Here is a 19,129-nt window from a genome sequence, read left to right as displayed (position 1 = left end):
GGAAAGACCGTCAAGGCCCCGAAATCATGACCCAAGGAGTCATGCGCCGTGCGTCCGAATCTCATTATGATCTGCCGGTTCCACGACACCGAAGATTTTGAGCACTGATTTCTTAAGTGAGGAATGCAGGATGAATGCAATATCCAAATGGCTGCTTTCATTTGTGGCAGCGGCGGCTCTTCAGCTCGGAGCGGCGCAGGCGGCGACCGTCGTTGCCCTGGGCGCCAGCAATACCGCAGGTAAGGGCGTCTCGTCCGAGCAGGCCTATCCGGCCCAGCTCGAGGCTTTGCTGCGCGGGCGCGGCCTCGACGTTCGCGTCGTCAATGCCGGCGTCAACGGTGACACGACGGGCGGGATGATGGCTCGGCTTGAAGGTGCAGTCCCGAAGGGGACCAAGGTCGTCATTCTCCAGCCTGGCGGCAACGATGCGAGGAAAGGCGGGGCCGACCATACCGGCGAGATCAAGGCCCGGCTGGCGCACATGGGGGTCAAGGTGATCATGCTGCCCAACGGCATGTTCCGGGGCAAACCGCACCAGCCTGACGGGATTCACCTCACGCCTGAAGGTTATCGGATGCTCGCACAACAATTGGAGGGCCCTGTCGCCGGTGCATTGGGACGGTAGCACGCAAGCGTCAGATGCTCCGGCAGCGAGCGGTGCTCGCGCTTCGAGACGGCGCGCCGGAGCGGATAGACGATGCGTCGTGATCTTTCGCGGCGCGGACGGCGCGCAGGCTTCGGCCTGCTCCCGCTCATATCTCCGCGTAGATCTCCAGCAGATTGCCGTCGGGGTCGCGGAAGAACAGCGTGCGGTGGCCGAAGGACTGGTTCGTCGGCGGCGACAGCAGCGCCACGCCTTGCCGCGTCAGCTCGTCGGCGCATTGGTCGACGTCGGCGGCCGAAACTTTGAACGCCAGCTGCAGGGAGGCACTCCCCGCCGGCATCGGCGCATCAGCAGCAGTACGGCTCGGCCGTGCCAACGCCAGCGTGTTGGGGCCGAGGCCGTACTCGATCCAGTTCGGGGAGAGCTCGCGCAGCAGGGACAAGGCGAGGACGTCCTCGTAGAAGCGGCGCATCGCGGCCATGTCGCGCACGAAGATGACGGTGTAGTCGATCGCGCGAATGGCGTGGAAGGGCGAACGAGGGCGTCGGGTTGTTTCGGGTGTGTGTTCTTTTGTCATCGTGGCCTTTATTCCAAACTCCGGCTCGTAGCCCGCATGAGCGAGTGGGGGATCGACGGCGTCTTCTATCCCACCAGTTCCGGCCAAGGCACGATGGTCGACTTCACCGTCTTCATCGCCATCGCGTCCTTCACCGCCTGCGCGACGCCTTCCTCCGTGAACGGATAGATCGTCTGCATCTTCAGCCAGGGATATTTGTCGCGGGTACGATAAAGCATGTCGACGCCGAGCGGCAGGTCGTTGCCGGTAAAGCCCCAGGAGCCGAGCACGTTGAGGTCCTTGGTGCAGATGCGGTGCCAGGAAGTGTCGATCGAGCCGGCGTCGGTGAACTGGCCCATCTCGACATAGGTGCCGCCGTCGCGCAGCATCTCGATGCCTTCGGGGCCCGCCGTCGGGTGGCCCGAGCAGTCCATCACGAGATCGGCGCCGAAGCCGCCGACGATATCGCGGACGCGCGCGATGCGCTCCTGCGGCGACTTCAGTTCCTCGATGTTGACGGTCGCCTCGGCGCCGAACTCGCGGGCCAGCTTGAGCCGCGGCTCCTCCGGCGCGCCGACGCAGATCACGCGCCCTGCTCCCATCTCCTTGGCGGCAGCAACCGCCAGAATGCCGATCGGGCCCGAGCCCTGGATCACCACCGTGTCGCCCCAGGAAAAGCCGCCGGCGCGGCTGGCGCGGTTGAAGGCGCGGATGCAGGAGGTCAGCGGCTCCGACAGCGCGCCAAGCCGCAGCGACATGTCGTCGGGCAGCTTGTAGATCTTGGTGCCCGGCAGCATGTCGAGATCGACATAGACGTATTCGGCCCAGCCGCCCCACATGTGCGGCGCCTTGTCGAAGCCGAGATAGCGGCCGTAATAGACCGGCGTCAGGCACTTGTTGGCGGTCTGGGGATAGTGGATGCAGTAATAGCAATGGCCGCAGGGCATCAGCGGAGGAATCATCACCTTCGAGCCGACGGTCAGCGGCTTGCTCATGAAGTCCTCGGTGAACTCCTCGCCGCACTCGACGATGATGCCGCCAAGTTCATGCCCCAGCGTGAACGGCCAAGGCAGCGGCTTCGGCCAGTGGCCTTTCAGGATGTGCAGATCGGTGCCGCAGACCCCGCAGGCGCCGACCTTGATCAGCGCAGCCTTCCGCCCGACCTTCGGCCACGGCACGGTGCGGATGACGGGCTCCGAGCCGGGACCAGCGTGAGTGCAGACGCGAATCTGTTGCATGGCTGTTTCCCCAATGCCCGTCTGTTATGATCGATTGGTGCGGGCTGAGACAAAGCGTATGTGAGATGCGCGATCATGCCAAGCGGGCAGTCTCGTAGCCCGCATGAGCGCCGCGATATGCGGGGAGATGTCCCGGATGTCGCTTCGCTCATCCGGGCTACAAAGCTGCGCTCCATCCGGGCTACAGCCGCCTGCTACAAATGCAGACGTCACCCTGAGGTGCGAACCTTGCGATGCATCAGCATCGCGAGGGGAGCCTCGAAGGATGGGCTACAGGCGCTTGCGGCACGTCCTTCGAGGCGCGCAAGAGCGCGCACCTCAGGATGACGGCGGTGGTTGTAGTGGCAGCGCATGGCAGATGCCCGCGCACACCCAAGTGTCTTGAGCGTTTAGCGCTGAACGTGTAAGGCCGCAAATAGTCCTGCCCAGGTGATCGCTTGAACCCCCTGCCCCAAAATCCCGTTGCCGCGTCCGGTTCGTTCGCGGCGATGAAGTCGGTGCCGTACCGGCTCCAGTTCATCGCCTACGTGCTGGCGATGATGGCCGACAACATCGAGCATGTGATCAGCTATTGGGTGGTGTTCCAGAAGTTCCATTCACCGGCGCTGGCGGGCTTTGCGGTGCTGTCGCACTGGCTGCCGTTTCTGCTGTTCTCGGTCGCGGTCGGCGGGCTCGCGGACCGCGTCGATCCGCGCCGCATCATCCAGTGCGGCATGCTGCTGTTCATCGTGGCCTCCGCCGGCTGGGGCTTCTTCTTCCTCACCGACACCATCGAGATGTGGCATGCGATGCTGCTGCTGGTGATCCACGGCTGCGCCGGCGTGTTGTGGCAGACGCCGAACCAGCTGCTGCTCTACGACCTCGTCGGCCCCGCCGACCTTCCGAGCGCAGTGCGGCTGAACGCGATGGCGCGCTATCTCGGCATCCTGGTCGGGCCTGCCGTCGGCGGAATCATCATGCTGACGCTGGGCACCTCGCACGGCATCATCTTCAACACGCTGTTCTACCTGCCGATGCTGCTGTGGCTGTTCTGGGCGCCTGTGCGCGACAACAGCGTGGCGGTGCGGCGCTTTGCCGTGCGCGGCCTTGCCGACATTGTGCTGACCATCCGCGCCATCGGCACCCAGCCGGTGCTGACGGCGATGACATGGCTCGCCGGCCTCACCTCCTTCCTGATCGGCAATGCCTATCACGCCCAGATGCCGGGCTATGCCGGCGATCTCGGCCATGGCGATCCCGGCGTCTCCTACAGCGTGCTGCTCGCGGCCGACGCCGCCGGCGCGGTGCTCGCCGCTCTCGCGCTCGAATCCTGGGGACGCCTCAAAGGCACGCCGCGCACCGCGATCATGCTCGCGATGCTCTGGAGCGTGGCGCTGCTCGGCTTCGCCGCGGTGCCGATCTATCCGGTCGCGATCGCGCTGTTGTTCTGTGCGGGGTTCTTCGAGCTGTCGTTCAACACCATGGCGCAGGCCCTGGTTCAGCTGAATGCGCCGCACGACATCCGCGGCCGCGTCGTCGGACTCTATAATATGGCGGGCTTGGGGATGCGGGCCTTCAGCGGCATCACGGTTGGGCTATCAGGCGCGGCGATCGGCATTCACTGGTCGCTCGGCCTGTCGGCTGCCGTGCTGCTCGCGCTGCTGCTTCTGCTGCAACTGCGCGCTGCGAAGCCGACGTAGCGAAGCAAGCCCGGTTGACTCCCTCCTGTCTCCGCCGCACGCTCGCAGCGGCGGCCGGGGAGACGACACGTTGCGCAATCGCTGGGGCATTCTAGCAATCCTGTTCGTCGTGCGCCTCACCATCGCATTTCAATTTCAGAGCGTGGCCGCGGTCGCGCCGCTGCTGCAAGAGAGCTTTGGCGTCGGGATTGCCGATATCGGGATCCTGATCGGGCTCTATTTCACGCCTGGCATCGTGCTGGCACTGCCAGGCGGCGCGATCGGCCGGGCTCTCGGCGACAAGCCGACGACGATCCTGGCGCTCTTGCTGATGACGGCCGGCGGCTTGGTCATGGCCACAACCGGCATCTGGGGCTGGCAGATGGCCGGCCGCCTGGCCTCAGGCGCCGGCGGCGTGCTGCTGACGGTGCAACTCACCAAGATGGCCACCGACTGGTTTGCCGGCAGGGAGATCGCGACCGCGATGGCGATCTTCGTCAATTCCTGGCCAGTCGGCGTTGGAATCTCGCTTCTGGTGCTGCCGGCCATCGGCACCGCTTACGGCGCAGGCGCCGTGTTCCTCGCAGCGGGTGTGCTGACCGCGATCGGAATTGCGCTGATCATGTTCTACCAGCCGTCTCCGGCGGTAACGGTCGGCGCTGTCGCCTCCGGCTGGCCGGATGCTCCCGCCCTGCTGGCGGTGATCGTCGCTGGCATGATCTGGGGCCTCTATAATATCGCCTTTGCCATGATCTTCTCGTTCGGGCCGACGCTGCTGACCGAGCGCGGCTGGAGCATCGCGGCGGCGGGATCGGCGATCAGCGTCGTGATGTGGCTGTCGGTGATCTCGGTGCCGACGGGTGGCTACCTCGCCGATCGCGGCAAGCCCTTTGTTCTGACGATCGCGGCCAGCCTCGTCGTGGCCGCCCTGCTGGCCTGGCTGAGCCGATCCGACGCCGTGATCATCATCCTGATCCTGATCGGCATAATCGGCGGGCTTCCGGCCGGCCCGATGATGAGCCTCGCCACCCGCGTCCTCGCGCCGGAGACGCGCGCGCTCGGGATGGGCGTGTTCTACACGCTCTTTTATGCCGCGATGATGTTGGGGCCGGCTCTAGCGGGCCGGCTCGCCAAGTCGGCCGGCACGGCCGCAGTTGCGTTCGACCTCGGCGCACTGACGGTGCTGGCCTGCCCGCCCCTGATGTTGCTTTTCGAACGCATCGTGTCCCTCCGTTACCGCCGCTAACCGATCCTAACGCGGCATTAACCCTATGCACCTTAGGGTCGTCCCGGACTCCGCCCGGGCGGGGGGTCGGGTGTTGGAAATGGCGTTGGCGAACAAAAAATTTCTTCCGGCCGCCGAGGAGCGACGGCGCTTCCAGCGGGTGAAAGTGCACCTGCTCGGCCGCTACATGCTGCCCGACCGCCGGGAATTCCCCTGCCAGGTGATCAACATGTCGCCCGGCGGGCTCGCCCTGCTCGCTCCCGGCATCGGCAATGTCGGTGACCGCGTGGTCGCCTATCTCGACCATATCGGCCGGGTCGAGGGCAAGATCACCCGCATCATCGACAACGGCTTCGCCATGACGATCGGTGCGACGCCCCGAAAGCGCGACAAGCTCGCGGCACAGCTGACCTGGCTCGCCAACCGCGACATCCTCAACCTGCCCGAGGACCGCCGCCACGACCGTATCGTGCCGCGCAACCCGATCGCGGTGCTGACGCTCGAGGACGGCACCAAGATGACCTGCCGCATCATCGACCTTTCCCTGTCGGGCGCGGCCATCGCCGCCGAGAACCGCCCGCCGCTGAAATCGACGGTTCTGCTCGGCCGGGTGCAGGGCCGCGTGGTCCGAAACCTCGAAGACGGCTTCGCCCTGGAGTTCGTCCACGCGCAGCCGATCGAGACACTCGAAGAGAGCGTTACCGCGCGGTAAAGCGCAACGACGCCAAAACCACTGCATTTCCAGCCCTGGAGGCGGCCTCCGCGATGCGGACGCCGCCTTTTTCGTGCCCGGCGACGGCTCTTGCGCGGGTTAACGCGCGGCCCGTTTGCGCATGGAAACGGCGTTCCGCCAGTGTCTGCGCGTTAACAGATAAAATTTGAATCAATTGCAGTTGTTTCAAATTTTATAAGAATTCGATTCAAGTATAGATCGAATTCGCCGCGCCTTTTACTTGTATTCGTCTCGACTTGACTTGGCTGACTTAGCGGCAACTCAAAAGCTCCGTGCGAAATGTGGTCCCAACAAGAAACGGGGGCCGCAATGTTTGATTTCAGGGGACAGGGGAAGAGACTGGCGCTGGCTGCCATGCTCTTCGGGATCGGCGCGACGGCGCAGGCCGGCGAAGGCCGTCTGCTCTACGCGAGCCTCGGTGACACCACGCGTGCCCCGATCGGCTGGGTCGAGTTCTGTGCGGACAATACCGCCCAGTGCCAGGGCGCACCGGCGCAGCCGCGCGACATCGTGATGTCGCAGGCCGCATGGCGCGACCTCGTCAAGGTCAATCGCTGGGTCAACGAGACCGTCAAGCCTTTGACCGACCAGGAGCACTGGGGCGTGATCGAGAAATGGTCGCTGCCGTCGGACGGCTACGGCGACTGTGAAGACTACGTGCTGTTGAAGCGCAAGATGCTGATCGATGCCGGATGGCCGCGTCAGGCCCTGCTCATCACCGTCGTGCGCGACAAGAAGGGCGAAGGACATGCGGTGCTGACGGTGAAGACCGACAAGGGCGAGTTCGTTCTCGACAATCAGAACGAGAACGTCGTTGCCTGGACGGAGACCGGCTACCGCTTCGTCAAGCGCCAGTCGCAGAGCGATCCCAACGTCTGGGTCTCGCTCGGCGATACCAAGCCGGCGGTCTCCACCGCCAGCGCAAGAGATTAACAGGAACTAGACAAGGAGTTACGCGGCCCGGTCACATCCCCACCCCTCCCCGTCCCAGACCGGTTCGCGCGCGGCCAGCCATCCCCCAATGGCTGGCCGCAACTTTTTTGGAATGCAGCATCAGCCCTGAGACGCCCACGGCACACGCGCACCGGTGAAATCGCGCCAGGTGCTTCGCAAGACGGGCTGAACGCCGACGGATGCGCGCGCCTGCCAGCCGGCAATCGCCGCCGCGGCAATGGCGCTGTCGGGCTCGGTATCGAGCCCCTCGAGCAGCGAGGCCGTGACCGCCATGTCGTTGAAGGCGCCGAGTTCCTCCTGCAGACCGGCGAGCCGGCGCGAGAAGCGCCGCGTGGACTTGCGGTCCTCATACAACGGCAGCAGGAATTCGCCGAGATAGCGCAGCCGCTTGGTCGCGAGCCGAACCCTGTGCAACTGCAGGGTCGTGAGCGATTTGAAGCGGCGGCCGCGCCTCAGCACCTTGGCGTGCTGCTCCAACAGGATGCGCTGCGCGAAATTGACGGCGGGCTCGGCGAGCTGGCCGAGATCTTCGGCGGCAACATCGTTGCGCCATCCCCGCGTCTCGATCCAGTGACCGAGGCCGATGAGGAACAGAGCGCAGCGGCGATCGTCGAGCGCGTGCTGTGCCTTGCGATAGGCCTCGGACCGGCGCTCGGCCGCGGCCCGATCGAGCGCATCGAAGCCGGCGACCGAAGGACAGGCCCTTGCGATCGTCGGCAGGGTCTCGAGGCGGAAGACATCCCAGTCGCGCGCAGCCGACAATTCCTGCGCCAGCCATTTTGCTTCCGAGCGCAGTGCATCGAGATCATTGAGCGCGCCGACCGATCGCATCAGATCGAGCGCCGACCTCAGCCGGCGCAGCGAGACGCGGAGCTGGTGCACGCCTTCCGGATTGCGGCCGTCCTCGGCCGCCGGCCGCGACTGCAGCAGATGAAGGAAGCAGGAGCGCAGGATCGTCGCGAAGGCTTCGTCAAGCGTGACCGACGGATCGAGGCGAAGTTTTCGCGGACGACGCGCCGCCGGCGCAAGCTCGGCCGCAAGGTCGAAGCCGCGCGCCGACTTGCTGCGGATCGACGGCTTCACCGCTCCCTGCTCCGCCAGGAGCAAGGCGACCTCGTAGATGGTGCTCGCGCTGCCGCTCTTGAGTTCGAGCTCGATCTCGCTCACCGGCATCGAGCGGTCACCGGCCGTCAGCACGCCCTGGTCGAACGCGACTTCGACCGTGCCGGTCGGCAGGTCGATCATCCGCGCATGGCGATGGATGTCGGCGGTGAAGACGGCTTCGAGCGGATGCGCTTCGAGAGAGCCGCGAAGCTTCTCCGGAATGAAGGGCATCGCCAGCGCGAGATCGGGCGCGAACGACGCCACGTTCGCCTCCCACTCGCCACGGCGCAGCGGATCGTCGGCAATTTCGGTCTTCACGGTCTGCACGAAGCGCGCACCGCTCTGGCGCACGCGCAGGCTGAGGCCGTTGCGCCGGAGTGCGCGTTCGGGCGTGTCGTAATAGATCGACTTGAGATGCTTTCGCGAGCCCTTGTTGCGCGCGTGCGCCGCGATGACAGGCGCGGCGTTGAAATGCGCCATACGACCGGCATCGACGATCAGCTTGAGCTCGATTTCATCGGCGGGCCGTGCGGCGGCGGCCGACTGGGCTGGCGCGGGTGTCGCGTCTTGCGATGGCGTCTGATCACTCACAGCGCCCTCGACGTTCGCGGGTTCCGCGCCGTCCTCAACTTGCCTCAGGAAGCCGGCGGCGACTTGCGTTCTCTTGTCATCCTTTGGAGCACGATTCCCATCCGGCGCGCCCGGGAGCTTGCGGGCCGGTGTTCCATCTGACTTCAGCATTTTCGGTAACATGACAGTTCAATGACAGAGCGACAGCATATAGCTGGAGCTGCGTGTAAAGGACAGTCGTAGGTCGGATGCGTGATCGACGCACCCAGCCCTGACGAGGGTTTGTCACAATCCAGCGCCACGACGGATCAAATTGCATTTGGTCCGGCAGGCGGTCGAATTGATTGCGAATCGCGCAACTCCCGAAACCCGGATGACCGCGAGCTTCGTCGAAACATTCTTCTAGAGGCTTGGAAGTCACCTCCGGCGACAGGGCGGAGTTTGTGACAGGGGGAATGCAGCCCCGCCATCCCGGAGATCGCAACGGAAGCGTCGCAAACGCCGGTTCCCAACAAATCGGACCGGAGGCGCTTGCCTTTCGCAGGACCGGAGCGCGCGATCGCGCATCAGGGCGCCAGCGTGTTCTTGTAGATCCGGCCGTTCTTCATGATCACCACAAAATTCTTCGCGGGATCTTCGATGATCTTGATGGTGTCGAGCGGATTGCCGTCGATCAGCAGGAGATCGGCGAGCGCGCCCTCCTCCACCACGCCGAGCCGGCCGGGGTAGGGATTTCGCGCGCCCGAGAGGCTCAGCAGTTCCGCATTGGCCGACGTTGCCATGGCCAACGCTTCGGCCGGCGTGTACCAGCGCGTCAAAGCGGCAAGCATCGCACCCTGATTGTCCGCCAGCGCCTTCGAGAACAGGACGTCGGTTCCGAACGCGGTCTTGATGCCGTACTTCTTCGCCAAGGCATAGACGCGGTCGGTGCCGGTAACCACCTGCCGCATCTTGTCCTGTTCGGCGGGGCCGAGCGCCGCCGCAGCGGAGAGATCGAGAAACGGCTGCGTGCTCAGCCAGATTCCTTTTTCGGCCATCAGCCGCGCGCTCGCCTCGTCCATGAGATGACCGTGCTCGACGCATCTGACGCCGGCTGCGATCGAGCGCTGGATCGCAACCGGCGTGTAGGCGTGGGTCGCGACATAAGTGCCCCAATTGTCGGCAGCTTCGACGGCGGAGCGCAGCTCGGGCTCGGTGAAGGTGGAGACATCGAGCGGACTGAACGGCGAAGCGACGCCGCCGCCCGCCGTCAGCTTGACCTGCGAAGCGCCCTGCATGAGCTGCTCGCGCGCGCGCACCCGGACCTCGTCGGGACTGTCGGCGACCATGCTGCCGCCGATCTGCTCCATGCGGCTGAGCATCCCGCCGATCGTGCGCGGCAGGTCGGAGAGCTGGCGGAAGTCGCCATGGCCGCTGGTGACGGTGATGATCGCGCCGGATGGATAGATGCGGGGACCGGCGACGAGATCCTCGTCGATGGCCTGCTTGAGGCCGAAGCTCGGCCCACCCATGTCGCGCACGGTGGTGAAGCCGCGCATCAACGTCGCGGTCGCTTCGCTGGCCGCGAGCAGATTGTTGTAACCGATATCCCCCGCAAGCGCGGCCATCGGGCTGGGCCGCACCAGCATCGCATGCCAATGCGCATCGATCAGGCCCGGCATCAGCACGCGGCCGCCGCCGTCGATCATTTGAGCGGAGGCGGTGATGTCGCCGGTCGAGATCTTTTCGATGATCCTGTTCCGGACCAGGACGTTGGACGGCGCGGAGAGCGAGCTACCCTTGCCATCGAAGATCCGGACGTTGCGGAACAGGACGGCGGAATCCTGCTGTGCCGAGGACGGTGACGGCACGCCCAGGATCACGCAGGCAAGGCCAAGCACTGTCACGGCCCGCAAGAGCGCGCGTTGCGCCACGCGGTGCAAGGAGCAGCTCGCTCCAAGCGCGGCGGGCGCGTAACGGACCTGCGAGTTGTTTTCGCCGCGCTGTGACTGGAAGCGTCGCTGCGCCTCATTGACCCCCACGGTTTCCGGGCCGGGTCGACGGCCGGTCGCGACGCGGGCCGTCTCTTGTTCGCCAGCTAGAGCACGCGCCATGGCACCACTCCGCAGAACGGATTCAACTGATGTCGGCTCCGTTCTAGAACTCGACGCTCTGGGGCGAGTTGATTCCGCAAACTCGAGAAAGTCAATTTGCAACCTCAAGGAGATTTTGCAATTCTGCCATACACTCCATGAGAGATGCAGCGGGTGCGCAATGCAGCAGGGAATTTTCGGCAGATGCGTAAGTCTCACTGTCGCGCATGAATCGAACTCGATTCAAAATTGGACAACGATGGAGACGATATCAACGCCAGATTGCAATGCGTGTGCGCTGGAGTACGATCGTGCAGGAGCTGGAAGGATCATGGGGCGGAGGAGAGAAGAACAGCTCCATATAAGGAATGAGGCGTAACATGGTGGCACAAGCAAGTGACGGACATGTCTTCCTGATCAAGAAGCTCGGCGGGCTCTTCGCAATCATCTTGGGATGCCTGCTGACCGCCGTCGGCGTGACCTTCGAATCCGGCGGCACGACCTTCTTTGGTGTTCTCTTCCTGGTGCTTGGCGTCGGTTTACTGGTGCTGAAGATCTTCAGACGAAACGAAGGATCTTCGTCGCCATAAGCCGCCAATGCGGCTCGCTCACGCCCCCAGCACGTCGGCGAGCGGCAGCTCGTCGGCGACCGGATCCTTCAGGAACAGCTCGGCCTCGATCTCGTCCAGATGCGACAGCATCTGCGCGCGCGCGGTCTCTCTGTCGCGTTTGCGGATGGCGGCGACGATACCGGCGTGGTGGTCGGTGCCGCAGGCCGGCGTGTCGTGACGACGGTAGAGCAGGATGATCAGCGAGGAACGCGCGATCAGCTCCTTCAGGAATCCGAGATAGATGCTGTGGCCGCTCATCTCGGCAATGAGCCTGTGAAACTCGCCGGAGAGCCGAACCGAGGCGCGCGCGTCGCCGCGCAGCTCGGCCTCGCGCTCCTCGGCAAGATGCGCCTGGAGGCGATCGAGCCAGGCTGGCGAGACCGCTTCACAGGCATGGTCGACGATGGCGGGCTCGATCAGGCGCCGCGCCTCGAACACCTCGCGGGCGTCCGCAGGCGTGGGGCGAGCGACGAAAGCCCCACGGTTCTTCTCGATGTTGACGATGCCCTCATGCGCGAGTTGCTGGAGCGCAGCGCGAACCAGCGTGCGGCTCGCGCCGTAGATCTCGCCGATCTCATCCTCGCCGAGCTTCGTGCCCGGCAGGAGGCGATGCTCGAGGATCGCCGCGGTCACACCCTCCCGGATGCGGCTGACGCGATCGCTCGCGTCTGGCGCGTCGGATTTGGGGCGGGGCTTGGCGGCCATGAGTTCGACGGTTGGGTCTGGAGGCGCGATCGACGTTCGCTTTTGAATTTAGTCGACGAGTTGTATCCAATCACAGGCGAAACTTTATACAATCGTCGCCCGTTTTGTGTGCATTTGACCACGAACGGGGCGGGCCGAACGGAGGCGCCGGATTTGGCCTAACGATCTGACTCCGCTGCACAGTTTCGGAATTTGGCCCGCAAACAGGTGATTGGCACGGACCTTGCGGAGAGAGCGACAGCATCGCCCTCCCTGGACACGCCATGGCCACTCCCGCCGCTCTCGAACTGGTCGCCGTCACCAAGCGCTATGACACGACGCTGGCGGTCGACACCGTCAATTTGAAGATCCCGGCCGGCACCTATTGCTGTCTCCTCGGTCCGTCCGGCTGCGGCAAGACCTCGACCCTGCGGATGATCGCCGGCCACGAGGCGGTCAGCGAGGGCGACATCATCCTGGGCAGCCAGAACGTCACCGACCTGCCGCCGGCCGAGCGCGGCACGGCCATGATGTTCCAGTCCTACGCGCTGTTTCCGCATCTGAGCGTGATCGACAACGTCGCCTTCGCCTTGAAGATGCGTGGCATCGACAAGCCGACGCGCCACAAGCGCGCCGGCGAGTTGCTCGAGCTGGTGGCGATGAGCCCCTATGCGGGCCGACTGCCGGCGCAGCTCTCCGGCGGCCAGCAGCAGCGCGTCGCCCTCGCCCGCGCGCTGATCACCGAGCCGCAGATCCTGCTGCTCGACGAGCCGCTCTCCGCGCTCGATCCGTTCCTGCGGGTGAAGATGCGCGGCGAGCTGAAGCGGCTCCAGCGCGAGCTCGGCATCAGCTTCATCCAGGTCACCCACGGGCAGGAGGAGGCAATGGCGCTCGCCGACCACATCGTGGTGATGAACCACGGCCGGATCGAGCAGCAGGGTACGGCCCGCGACATTTTCCACCATCCCCGCACCGAATTCGTGGCGCGCTTCATCGGCGGCCACAACGTGCTCAGCGAAGCCGGCAAACTGATCGCCGTGCGTGCCGACCAGCTCGGCATCGTGCCATTCGCCGAAGGCGCGTTCGGCGCGCCGGCGCTGCTGACCCAGACCGAGTATCAGGGCTCCTACATCGCCATCTCGCTCACGCTCGACGACGGCACCGCCCTGTTCTCCCACCTTCCCGAGGCCGCCTTCGACGTTCACCCGTTCCGTCCGGGCGATCGCGTGCTGGCCACCTGGGATCCCGCCAAGGCGCAACGTCTGCAATAGCGCCGATCGATCACTGGAATGCGCAACAGAGGAGTGAGCGAAATGACCGAGACGACCAGGAAGACCGGCGTCAGCCGCCGCACGCTATTGAAGGGCACCGCAGGTCTCGCCGGACTTGCCGCCGGCTCGGGCGCCATCACCGGCTTTCCCTATGTGAAGTCGGCCGATGCCAAGGTGCTGCGCTATCTCGGCACCGCCGTGAACGAGGGCGACGACATCGCCAAGCAGTGCATGAAGGACACCGGCATCAAGATCGAATACATCACCGCGACGACCGACGACGTCACCAAGCGCGTGATGACCCAGCCGAACTCCTTCGACGTGCTGGACACCGAATATTTCTCGCTGAAGAAGATCGTGCCGTCGGGCAACATCCTTGCGCTCGATGCCAGGAAGATCAAGCAGTTCGACAACATCACGCCCGTCTTCACCAAGGGCGAGACGCCCGGCGGCAAGAAGATCGGCGGCCAGGGCACCGCGCCCTGGAAGGTGCTCTATCTCGAAGGCAAGGACTCCAAGAAGTTCGCGACCTCGGCGACCGAATTCGTCACGCTGATCCCGACCGTCTACAACGCCGATACGCTCGGCATCCGCCCCGACATCATCAAGCGGCCGATCAGCTCGTGGTCCGAGCTGCTCAACCCCGAGTTCAAGGGCAAGGCCTCGATCCTCAACATCCCCTCAATCGGCATCATGGACGCCGCGATGGTCGTGGAAGCCTCCGGCAAGTACAAATATGCCGACAAGGGCAACATGACCAAGGAAGAGATCGATCTCACCATGAAGGTCATGACGGAGGCCAAGAAGGCCGGCCAGTTCCGCGCGTTCTGGAAGGACTTCAACGAGAGCGTCAACCTGATGGCCTCGGGCGAGACCGTGATCCAGTCGATGTGGTCGCCGGCAGTGACGAAGGTGCGCTCGATGGGGATCGCCTGCACCTTCCAGCCGCTGAAGGAAGGCTATCGCTCCTGGGCCTCCGGCTTCTGCGTCTCCAAGGGCGTGTCGGGTGCGAAGCTCGAATGGGCCTATGAATTCGTCAACTGGTTTCTGTCCGGCTATGCCGGCGCCTATCTCAACCGCCAGGGCTATTACTCCGCCGTGCTCTCGACCGCGAAGGCGCACATGGAGCCCTACGAATGGGCCTATTGGATGGAAGGCAAGCCGGCCGAGAAGGACATCAAGGCGCCCGACGGCTCGCTGCTCGAGAAGGCCGGCGCGGTGCGCGACGGCGGCTCCTACGAGGACCGCATGGGCGGCGTCGCCTGCTGGAACGCGGTGATGGACGAAAACGACTACATGGTCCGCAAGTGGAACGAGTTCATCGCGGCGTAACCGATATGTCGGAAGAAGTCCTGCAACAGGCGTCCCCGGGTTTGATCCCGGGGTCGGGCACGGCGCGCGCCGCAAAACCGACGCGCCTGTCGCCGTCCTTCATCTCCTGGCTCCAGGCCGGGCCGATGATGCTGGTGTTTCTTGCCTTCTTCCTCATTCCGCTGGTGTTCGTGGTCATCGTCTCGTTCTGGGACTACAACGAATACCAGTTGCTGCCGGCCTTCTCCGGCCGCGGCTACACCGACACGTTCGAGGGCTGCATCGCGCAGCTCCCCGAGCTCTGCACCATCGGCAAGACCTATCTGAAGACGCTAAAGCTCTGCTTCATGGTCTGGGCCATCACGCTCTTCATCGGCTTCTGGGTCGCCTATTTCCTCGCCTTCCACGTCAAGTCCAAGACCTGGCAAATGGGCTTGTCGCTGCTCTGCACGATCCCGTTCTGGACCTCCAACGTCATCCGCATGATCGCGTGGATCCCGCTGCTCGGGCGCAACGGGCTGGTGAATTCCGGCCTCGTCAAGACAGGGCTCATCAACCACCCGATCGAATGGCTGCTATTCTCCGAATTCTCCGTTGTTCTGGCACTGGTGCACCTCTTCACCTTCTTCATGGTGGTGCCGATCTTCAATTCGATGGTGCGCATCGACAAATCGCTGATCGAGGCCGCCTATGACGCCGGTGCCACCGGCTTCCAGACCCTGGTCAACGTCATCATACCGCTTTCCAAGCCGGGCATCGTCATCGGCTCGATCTTCGTCATCACCATCGTGATGGGCGACTTCATCACCATCGGCGTGATGGGCGGCCAGCAGATCGCCGCCGCCGGCAAGATCATCGAGACGCGCGTGAACGCATTGCAGTTCCCGGCGGCGGCAGCCAACGCCGTGATCCTGCTCGCCATCACCTTCCTCATCATCTCCATGATGTCGCGCATCGTCGACATCAAGAAGGAGCTCTAGAGCATGAAGGAAGGACGCCCGCGCTCGTTCTACGTGCTCGCGATCTTCTTCGCGGCCTATGTGCTGTTTCTCTACGGTCCGATGATCGCAATCTACGTGCTGTCGTTCCAGGGGCCGCAGGGCGGCCTCACCTTCCCGATGAACGGGGTGTCGACCTTCTGGATCGCAAAACTGTTCCAGGGCACCGGCATCGTCGATCTCGGCGCGGCCTTCCGCCGCTCGCTGCTGCTCGGCATCATCGTGATGATTGTCACCGTCGTGCTGTCGGTTGCCGCCGGCATGGCGTTCCGCCGCAAGTTCACGGCGCAGAGCATCCTGTTCTACTCGGCGATCGCGAGCCTGATCGTGCCTTCGATCATCACCTCGCTCGGGATCTCGCTCGAGTTCCGTATCATCGACGACCTGATCAAGGCGCATTGGAACGAGAATTTCGAGACCTCGATGGGCTTGCTCACCTCCGGGCTCGGCGCACACCTGACCTGGACGCTGCCGTTCGGCCTCCTCATCATGTTCGCGATCTTCAACCGCTTCGACCCGAGGCTCGAGGAAGCCGCGCGCGATCTCGGTGCGACGCCTTGGCAGACCTTCCGTCATGTCGTGCTGCCGATCATCCTGCCCTCGGTGATCGGCATCGGCCTGTTCGGCTTCACGCTGTCCTGGGACGAGCTCGCCCGCTCCAGCCAGGCGATCGGAGCAGTGAACACTTTGCCGCTGGATCTGCAGGGCCTCACCACCACCGTCACGAACCCCGACATCTATGCGCTCGGCACCGTGATCTCGGCGGTCTCGTTCACGGTGATCACGCTTGCGCTCGGCACCATCCACATGCTCAACAAGCGGCAGGCGGCCAAGGGCTCGGACGCCGGCAAAGGGCTTGTCTGACAAGGGCCTCGTCTGATCGAGATGCGACTGCACATCGTCAATCCCAACACCACTGCGTCCATGACGGCGAAGATCGCCGCTGCGGCGCGCGCGATCGCGCTGGCGGACACGGTGATCGATGCGCGGCAGCCGACGATGGGTCCGGTCTCGATCGAGGGATTTTACGACGAAGCCTTCGCCGTCCCCGGCATGCTCGGCTGTATCCGCGAGGCCGACCGCGACGGCGCGGAAGCCCACATCATCGCCTGCTTCGACGACACCGGCTTGGATGCTGCGCGCGCGGTCGCGAAGGCGCCGGTGATCGGCATCGGCGAAGCCGGCTTCCATATGGCGAGCCTGGTCGCCGCCCGCTTTGCCGTGGTGACGACGCTCGGTGTCTCCATCGTGCCGATCGAGCATAACCTGCGAAAATACGGCCTCGCCGAACGCTGCGCCCGCGTCCGCGCCGCCGAAGTCCCGGTGCTGGCGCTCGAGGAGCGCAACGCTGACGCTGTCAGCAAGATCTCGGCGGAGATCACGGCCGCGATCCGTGACGACCGCGCCGAAGCCATCGTGCTCGGCTGCGCCGGCATGGCCGATCTCGCCAGCGAACTCGCCGCCGCGCACGGCCTGCCCGTGATCGACGGTGTCGTTGCGGCGGTGACGCTGGCGGAATCTCTGGTGCGGCTGGGGCTGACGACCTCCCGGCTCGGGCCCTACGCCGCGCCGCGCTCGAAGAGCTATTCCGGGCCGTTTTCGCAATTTCAGCCCTGAACCATGCGCCTGTCGGGGCATTCGGAGGCCGCAAAGCCCGCTGAACACTGGTTTTTTCGCCCTTAGCCTCTTTTTGGTCCCATTCCTTGCGGAAACGTAAGGCTTTCGGGACGCCCCGGCGGCCTCAGGGCTGCCGGTATTCGCCACTCACCAAGTTTCAATTTGGGTTTTGTCAGCGATGATCGATCTCGCACAGGACACACCGTCCACGCCCCTTCTCCGTCTCGGCGCCCAGCCCATCGCGCTGACCGCCGCCGCGCTCCTGCTCCTGATCGCGGGGGTGACCTCGATCGCGATCTGGCGGGCTTACACCGGCGCAGCACCCGAGGCCGACCGGGTGGTGGCATCGCGGCAGCTGCAGGCGCGGACCGCCCAGGCGTCCGAGCAGCTCGTCGAGAAGACCAAGGGACTGGAGGCGACCCAGCAGGAATCGATCGACCAGCTCCAGGTGGTGCAGGACCAGCTCCAGACCATGAAGCGGCTGATGGCGGCGCAGCAGGCCGACACCAAGCGTCTGTCCGAGCAGGTCGCATCGCTGAACGAGTCGATCGACGGCCTGCGGCAATCGTTTGCCAGCGCGCGAGCGACCGAAGTCGAAGCGCCCGCGGTTACCCGCAGGAAACCGGCGCGGCACCGGGTCCACGCCAGCGCGCGCAAGCGCTCGCCCGGCTAAGCGTCCGCCACAGGCGAGTTTATTTTCGCCACTTGTGAACTGGATCACATTCGCCCGCATGATTCCGCGCAATGCTCGCCGTTACCGGATGGCGTGAGCCGATTTCAATGTCCGGGGCTGGCAAGGTCGTTGACGGTATATTGCGTCAACGGCCTTGTTTTTTAGCGGTCCTGTCGATCTTCCCGTCTCACTCGCAGACGTCGACGCTGCGGTATCGCCACCCGGCTGGCGTCATGACGCGCTTCCGAGCGACGTAGCAGCCGCCATAACCATCATTGTAGCCGGTACCATAATAGGTGGGACCGCCGTAATAGGGGTAGCCGTAGCCATAGCCGTAATAGCCGCCGTAGAAGCCGGCGCCGGCAATGCCTGCCCCGATTGCGACGCCCGGCCAGAAGCCGCCGCCACGCCAATGGCCGCCATGGCCCCAACCGCCGCCGTGCCAACCGCCACCGTGGCCCCAGCCACCATGGCCGAAGCCCCGCGCTTGAGCCGATTGCGGCACCGATAGTCCAACGGCCGCCACCGCCAGCGCCGTCATGATCATCTTCCGTAACATTACTCGATCCTCCGCGTGGACGCGTTCCACGCTTCAACGCAAGACCAAGCTAACGTCAGTTGGGCGATCGTGACAGCCACGCTGTCTCACTTCCGCGCGAGCGTCAGCAGCCGCGGCAGATGCTCTTCATTTTCTTGTCGAGCTGCTTGTTCTCGGCGTTGACGGTGGCATCAGCCGCCCCGCCGGCGCCGGTGCCCGTGGTGACGCCGGCGCCTGCTCCGGATGATTGAGCCGTCCCCAGGCTGTTGGTCCCGGGGGGCGGAGCCGGCGCATTGGCAACGCCTCCGCTCGATCCCGCAGGGCCTCCCGTCGATCCACCAACGCCGCCGGTCGCTTGCGCGAACGATACGGCCGGCATCGCCGCGAGTGCGAGGATTACGATCATGCTCTTGATTGAACCGGTTGCGGATGATCGGGCCATCGGAATTCTCCTTTGCGGGTCAACCGCTGCGGCGAAAACCGGTTCCGGAACAAATGCCGTCGCATCAGCTTGACAGCGAGGAGGCCAAACACGATGACCGATCGCGATCCCTTTGCAGAGGGCGAGCGCGCTGCGCGCAAGAACATCCCCGCCGAGGCCAATCCTTATTCGAACGGCAGCGACGAGCACGCGCTCTGGGCCGCCGGCCACGAGAAGGTGGCAGGAGCGATCGAAGCGCGCGAATCCGAGGGAAGCTGACGCGGCCTCTCC

At 64.5% G+C, this 19,129-nt stretch carries 20 protein-coding genes; 13 read left to right on the top strand and 7 right to left on the bottom strand.

Annotated elements, in window-relative coordinates; all coding sequences use genetic code 11:
• The first annotated feature begins 97 nt into the window (after positions 1-97).
• A complete protein-coding gene (locus ACFDR6_RS32060) occupies positions 98-625 on the top strand; it encodes a GDSL-type esterase/lipase family protein (protein ID WP_375860782.1) in 528 nt (175 codons plus the stop codon).
• Between the two features lie 127 nt (positions 626-752).
• Here the strand turns inward: ACFDR6_RS32060 and ACFDR6_RS32055 are convergent, their stop codons facing one another.
• Together ACFDR6_RS32055 and ACFDR6_RS32050 are read right to left on the bottom strand one after the other, a co-directional pair.
• Positions 753-1,181, bottom strand: a complete 429-nt coding sequence (locus ACFDR6_RS32055; RefSeq protein WP_317243512.1) for a VOC family protein — start codon at positions 1,179-1,181, stop codon at positions 753-755.
• A 65-nt stretch (positions 1,182-1,246) separates the two neighbouring features.
• Positions 1,247-2,398 carry a zinc-binding dehydrogenase gene (locus ACFDR6_RS32050; RefSeq protein ID WP_317243511.1) on the bottom strand — a complete coding sequence of 384 codons (1,152 nt, stop codon included), beginning with the start codon at positions 2,396-2,398 and terminating at the stop codon, positions 1,247-1,249.
• 437 nt (positions 2,399-2,835) lie between these two features.
• On the opposite strand from ACFDR6_RS32050, the gene ACFDR6_RS32045 reads away from it, so the two are divergent.
• The 4 genes from ACFDR6_RS32045 (at position 2,836) to ACFDR6_RS32030 (ending at position 6,947) form a co-directional block, all read left to right on the top strand.
• The gene (locus ACFDR6_RS32045) at positions 2,836-4,077 is read left to right on the top strand and encodes an MFS transporter (protein WP_283818715.1); all 1,242 of its coding nucleotides are present in this window, start codon (positions 2,836-2,838) and stop codon (positions 4,075-4,077) included.
• A 70-nt stretch (positions 4,078-4,147) separates the two neighbouring features.
• Complete coding sequence (locus tag ACFDR6_RS32040; RefSeq protein ID WP_375860781.1) at positions 4,148-5,302, top strand: MFS transporter; 1,155 nt, start codon at positions 4,148-4,150, stop codon at positions 5,300-5,302.
• 79 nt (positions 5,303-5,381) lie between these two features.
• Positions 5,382-5,993, top strand: a complete 612-nt coding sequence (locus tag ACFDR6_RS32035) for a PilZ domain-containing protein (RefSeq protein ID WP_008140941.1) — start codon at positions 5,382-5,384, stop codon at positions 5,991-5,993.
• Positions 5,994-6,323: 330 nt separating this feature from the next.
• Positions 6,324-6,947, top strand: a complete 624-nt coding sequence (locus ACFDR6_RS32030; RefSeq protein WP_212081388.1) for a transglutaminase-like cysteine peptidase — start codon at positions 6,324-6,326, stop codon at positions 6,945-6,947.
• Between the two features lie 120 nt (positions 6,948-7,067).
• On the opposite strand, the gene ACFDR6_RS32025 is transcribed toward ACFDR6_RS32030, so the two are convergent.
• Positions 7,068-8,813, bottom strand: coding sequence for a CYTH and CHAD domain-containing protein (locus ACFDR6_RS32025; RefSeq protein WP_375860780.1), 1,746 nt, complete (start codon positions 8,811-8,813; stop codon positions 7,068-7,070).
• A 395-nt stretch (positions 8,814-9,208) separates the two neighbouring features.
• Positions 9,209-10,735 (bottom strand): metal-dependent hydrolase family protein, encoded by a 1,527-nt coding sequence (locus ACFDR6_RS32020; protein ID WP_375860779.1) that lies wholly within the window; start codon positions 10,733-10,735, stop codon positions 9,209-9,211.
• A 359-nt stretch (positions 10,736-11,094) separates the two neighbouring features.
• On the opposite strand from ACFDR6_RS32020, the gene ACFDR6_RS32015 reads away from it, so the two are divergent.
• Positions 11,095-11,304 carry a hypothetical protein gene (locus tag ACFDR6_RS32015; RefSeq protein WP_212081389.1) on the top strand — a complete coding sequence of 70 codons (210 nt, stop codon included), beginning with the start codon at positions 11,095-11,097 and terminating at the stop codon, positions 11,302-11,304.
• Between the two features lie 18 nt (positions 11,305-11,322).
• Here ACFDR6_RS32015 and ACFDR6_RS32010 read toward each other — a convergent pair whose 3' ends face one another.
• Complete coding sequence (locus ACFDR6_RS32010; protein ID WP_375860778.1) at positions 11,323-12,030, bottom strand: GntR family transcriptional regulator; 708 nt, start codon at positions 12,028-12,030, stop codon at positions 11,323-11,325.
• Positions 12,031-12,293: 263 nt separating this feature from the next.
• Between ACFDR6_RS32010 and ACFDR6_RS32005 the strand changes: the two genes are divergently transcribed.
• The 6 genes from ACFDR6_RS32005 to ACFDR6_RS31980 all read left to right on the top strand — a co-directional run bounded on the left by ACFDR6_RS32005 (position 12,294) and on the right by ACFDR6_RS31980 (position 17,879).
• Entirely contained in the window at positions 12,294-13,280 is a 987-nt protein-coding gene (locus ACFDR6_RS32005; RefSeq protein ID WP_317243505.1) for an ABC transporter ATP-binding protein, read from the top strand.
• A gap of 42 nt (positions 13,281-13,322) precedes the next feature.
• Positions 13,323-14,612 carry an ABC transporter substrate-binding protein gene (locus ACFDR6_RS32000; RefSeq protein WP_212081392.1) on the top strand — a complete coding sequence of 430 codons (1,290 nt, stop codon included), beginning with the start codon at positions 13,323-13,325 and terminating at the stop codon, positions 14,610-14,612.
• Positions 14,613-14,617: 5 nt separating this feature from the next.
• Positions 14,618-15,571, top strand: a complete 954-nt coding sequence (locus ACFDR6_RS31995; protein WP_212081393.1) for an ABC transporter permease — start codon at positions 14,618-14,620, stop codon at positions 15,569-15,571.
• Positions 15,572-15,574: 3 nt separating this feature from the next.
• Positions 15,575-16,453, top strand: a complete 879-nt coding sequence (locus tag ACFDR6_RS31990; protein ID WP_375860777.1) for an ABC transporter permease — start codon at positions 15,575-15,577, stop codon at positions 16,451-16,453.
• A gap of 21 nt (positions 16,454-16,474) precedes the next feature.
• Complete coding sequence (locus ACFDR6_RS31985) at positions 16,475-17,206, top strand: aspartate/glutamate racemase family protein (RefSeq protein WP_375860776.1); 732 nt, start codon at positions 16,475-16,477, stop codon at positions 17,204-17,206.
• Positions 17,207-17,384: 178 nt separating this feature from the next.
• The gene (locus ACFDR6_RS31980; RefSeq protein ID WP_212081396.1) at positions 17,385-17,879 is read left to right on the top strand and encodes a hypothetical protein; all 495 of its coding nucleotides are present in this window, start codon (positions 17,385-17,387) and stop codon (positions 17,877-17,879) included.
• Between the two features lie 187 nt (positions 17,880-18,066).
• On the opposite strand, the gene ACFDR6_RS31975 is transcribed toward ACFDR6_RS31980, so the two are convergent.
• Both ACFDR6_RS31975 and ACFDR6_RS31970 read right to left on the bottom strand, forming a co-directional pair.
• On the bottom strand, positions 18,067-18,438 hold the full coding sequence (locus tag ACFDR6_RS31975; protein ID WP_212081397.1) for a hypothetical protein: 372 nt from the start codon (positions 18,436-18,438) through the stop codon (positions 18,067-18,069).
• A 103-nt stretch (positions 18,439-18,541) separates the two neighbouring features.
• Positions 18,542-18,859: a hypothetical protein gene (locus tag ACFDR6_RS31970; RefSeq protein WP_317243501.1), complete on the bottom strand. Its 318-nt coding sequence runs from the start codon at positions 18,857-18,859 to the stop codon at positions 18,542-18,544.
• A gap of 93 nt (positions 18,860-18,952) precedes the next feature.
• Here ACFDR6_RS31970 and ACFDR6_RS31965 point away from each other — a divergent pair, with 93 nt between their 5' ends.
• Entirely contained in the window at positions 18,953-19,117 is a 165-nt protein-coding gene (locus ACFDR6_RS31965; protein ID WP_212081399.1) for a hypothetical protein, read from the top strand.
• The last annotated feature ends 12 nt before the right edge of the window (positions 19,118-19,129 follow it).

Source organism: Bradyrhizobium tunisiense (assembly GCF_042263385.1).
Taxonomy (GTDB): domain Bacteria; phylum Pseudomonadota; class Alphaproteobacteria; order Rhizobiales; family Xanthobacteraceae; genus Bradyrhizobium; species Bradyrhizobium tunisiense.
Note: the sequence above shows the minus strand (reverse complement) of the source record. Positions and strands in the feature narration are given on the sequence as shown.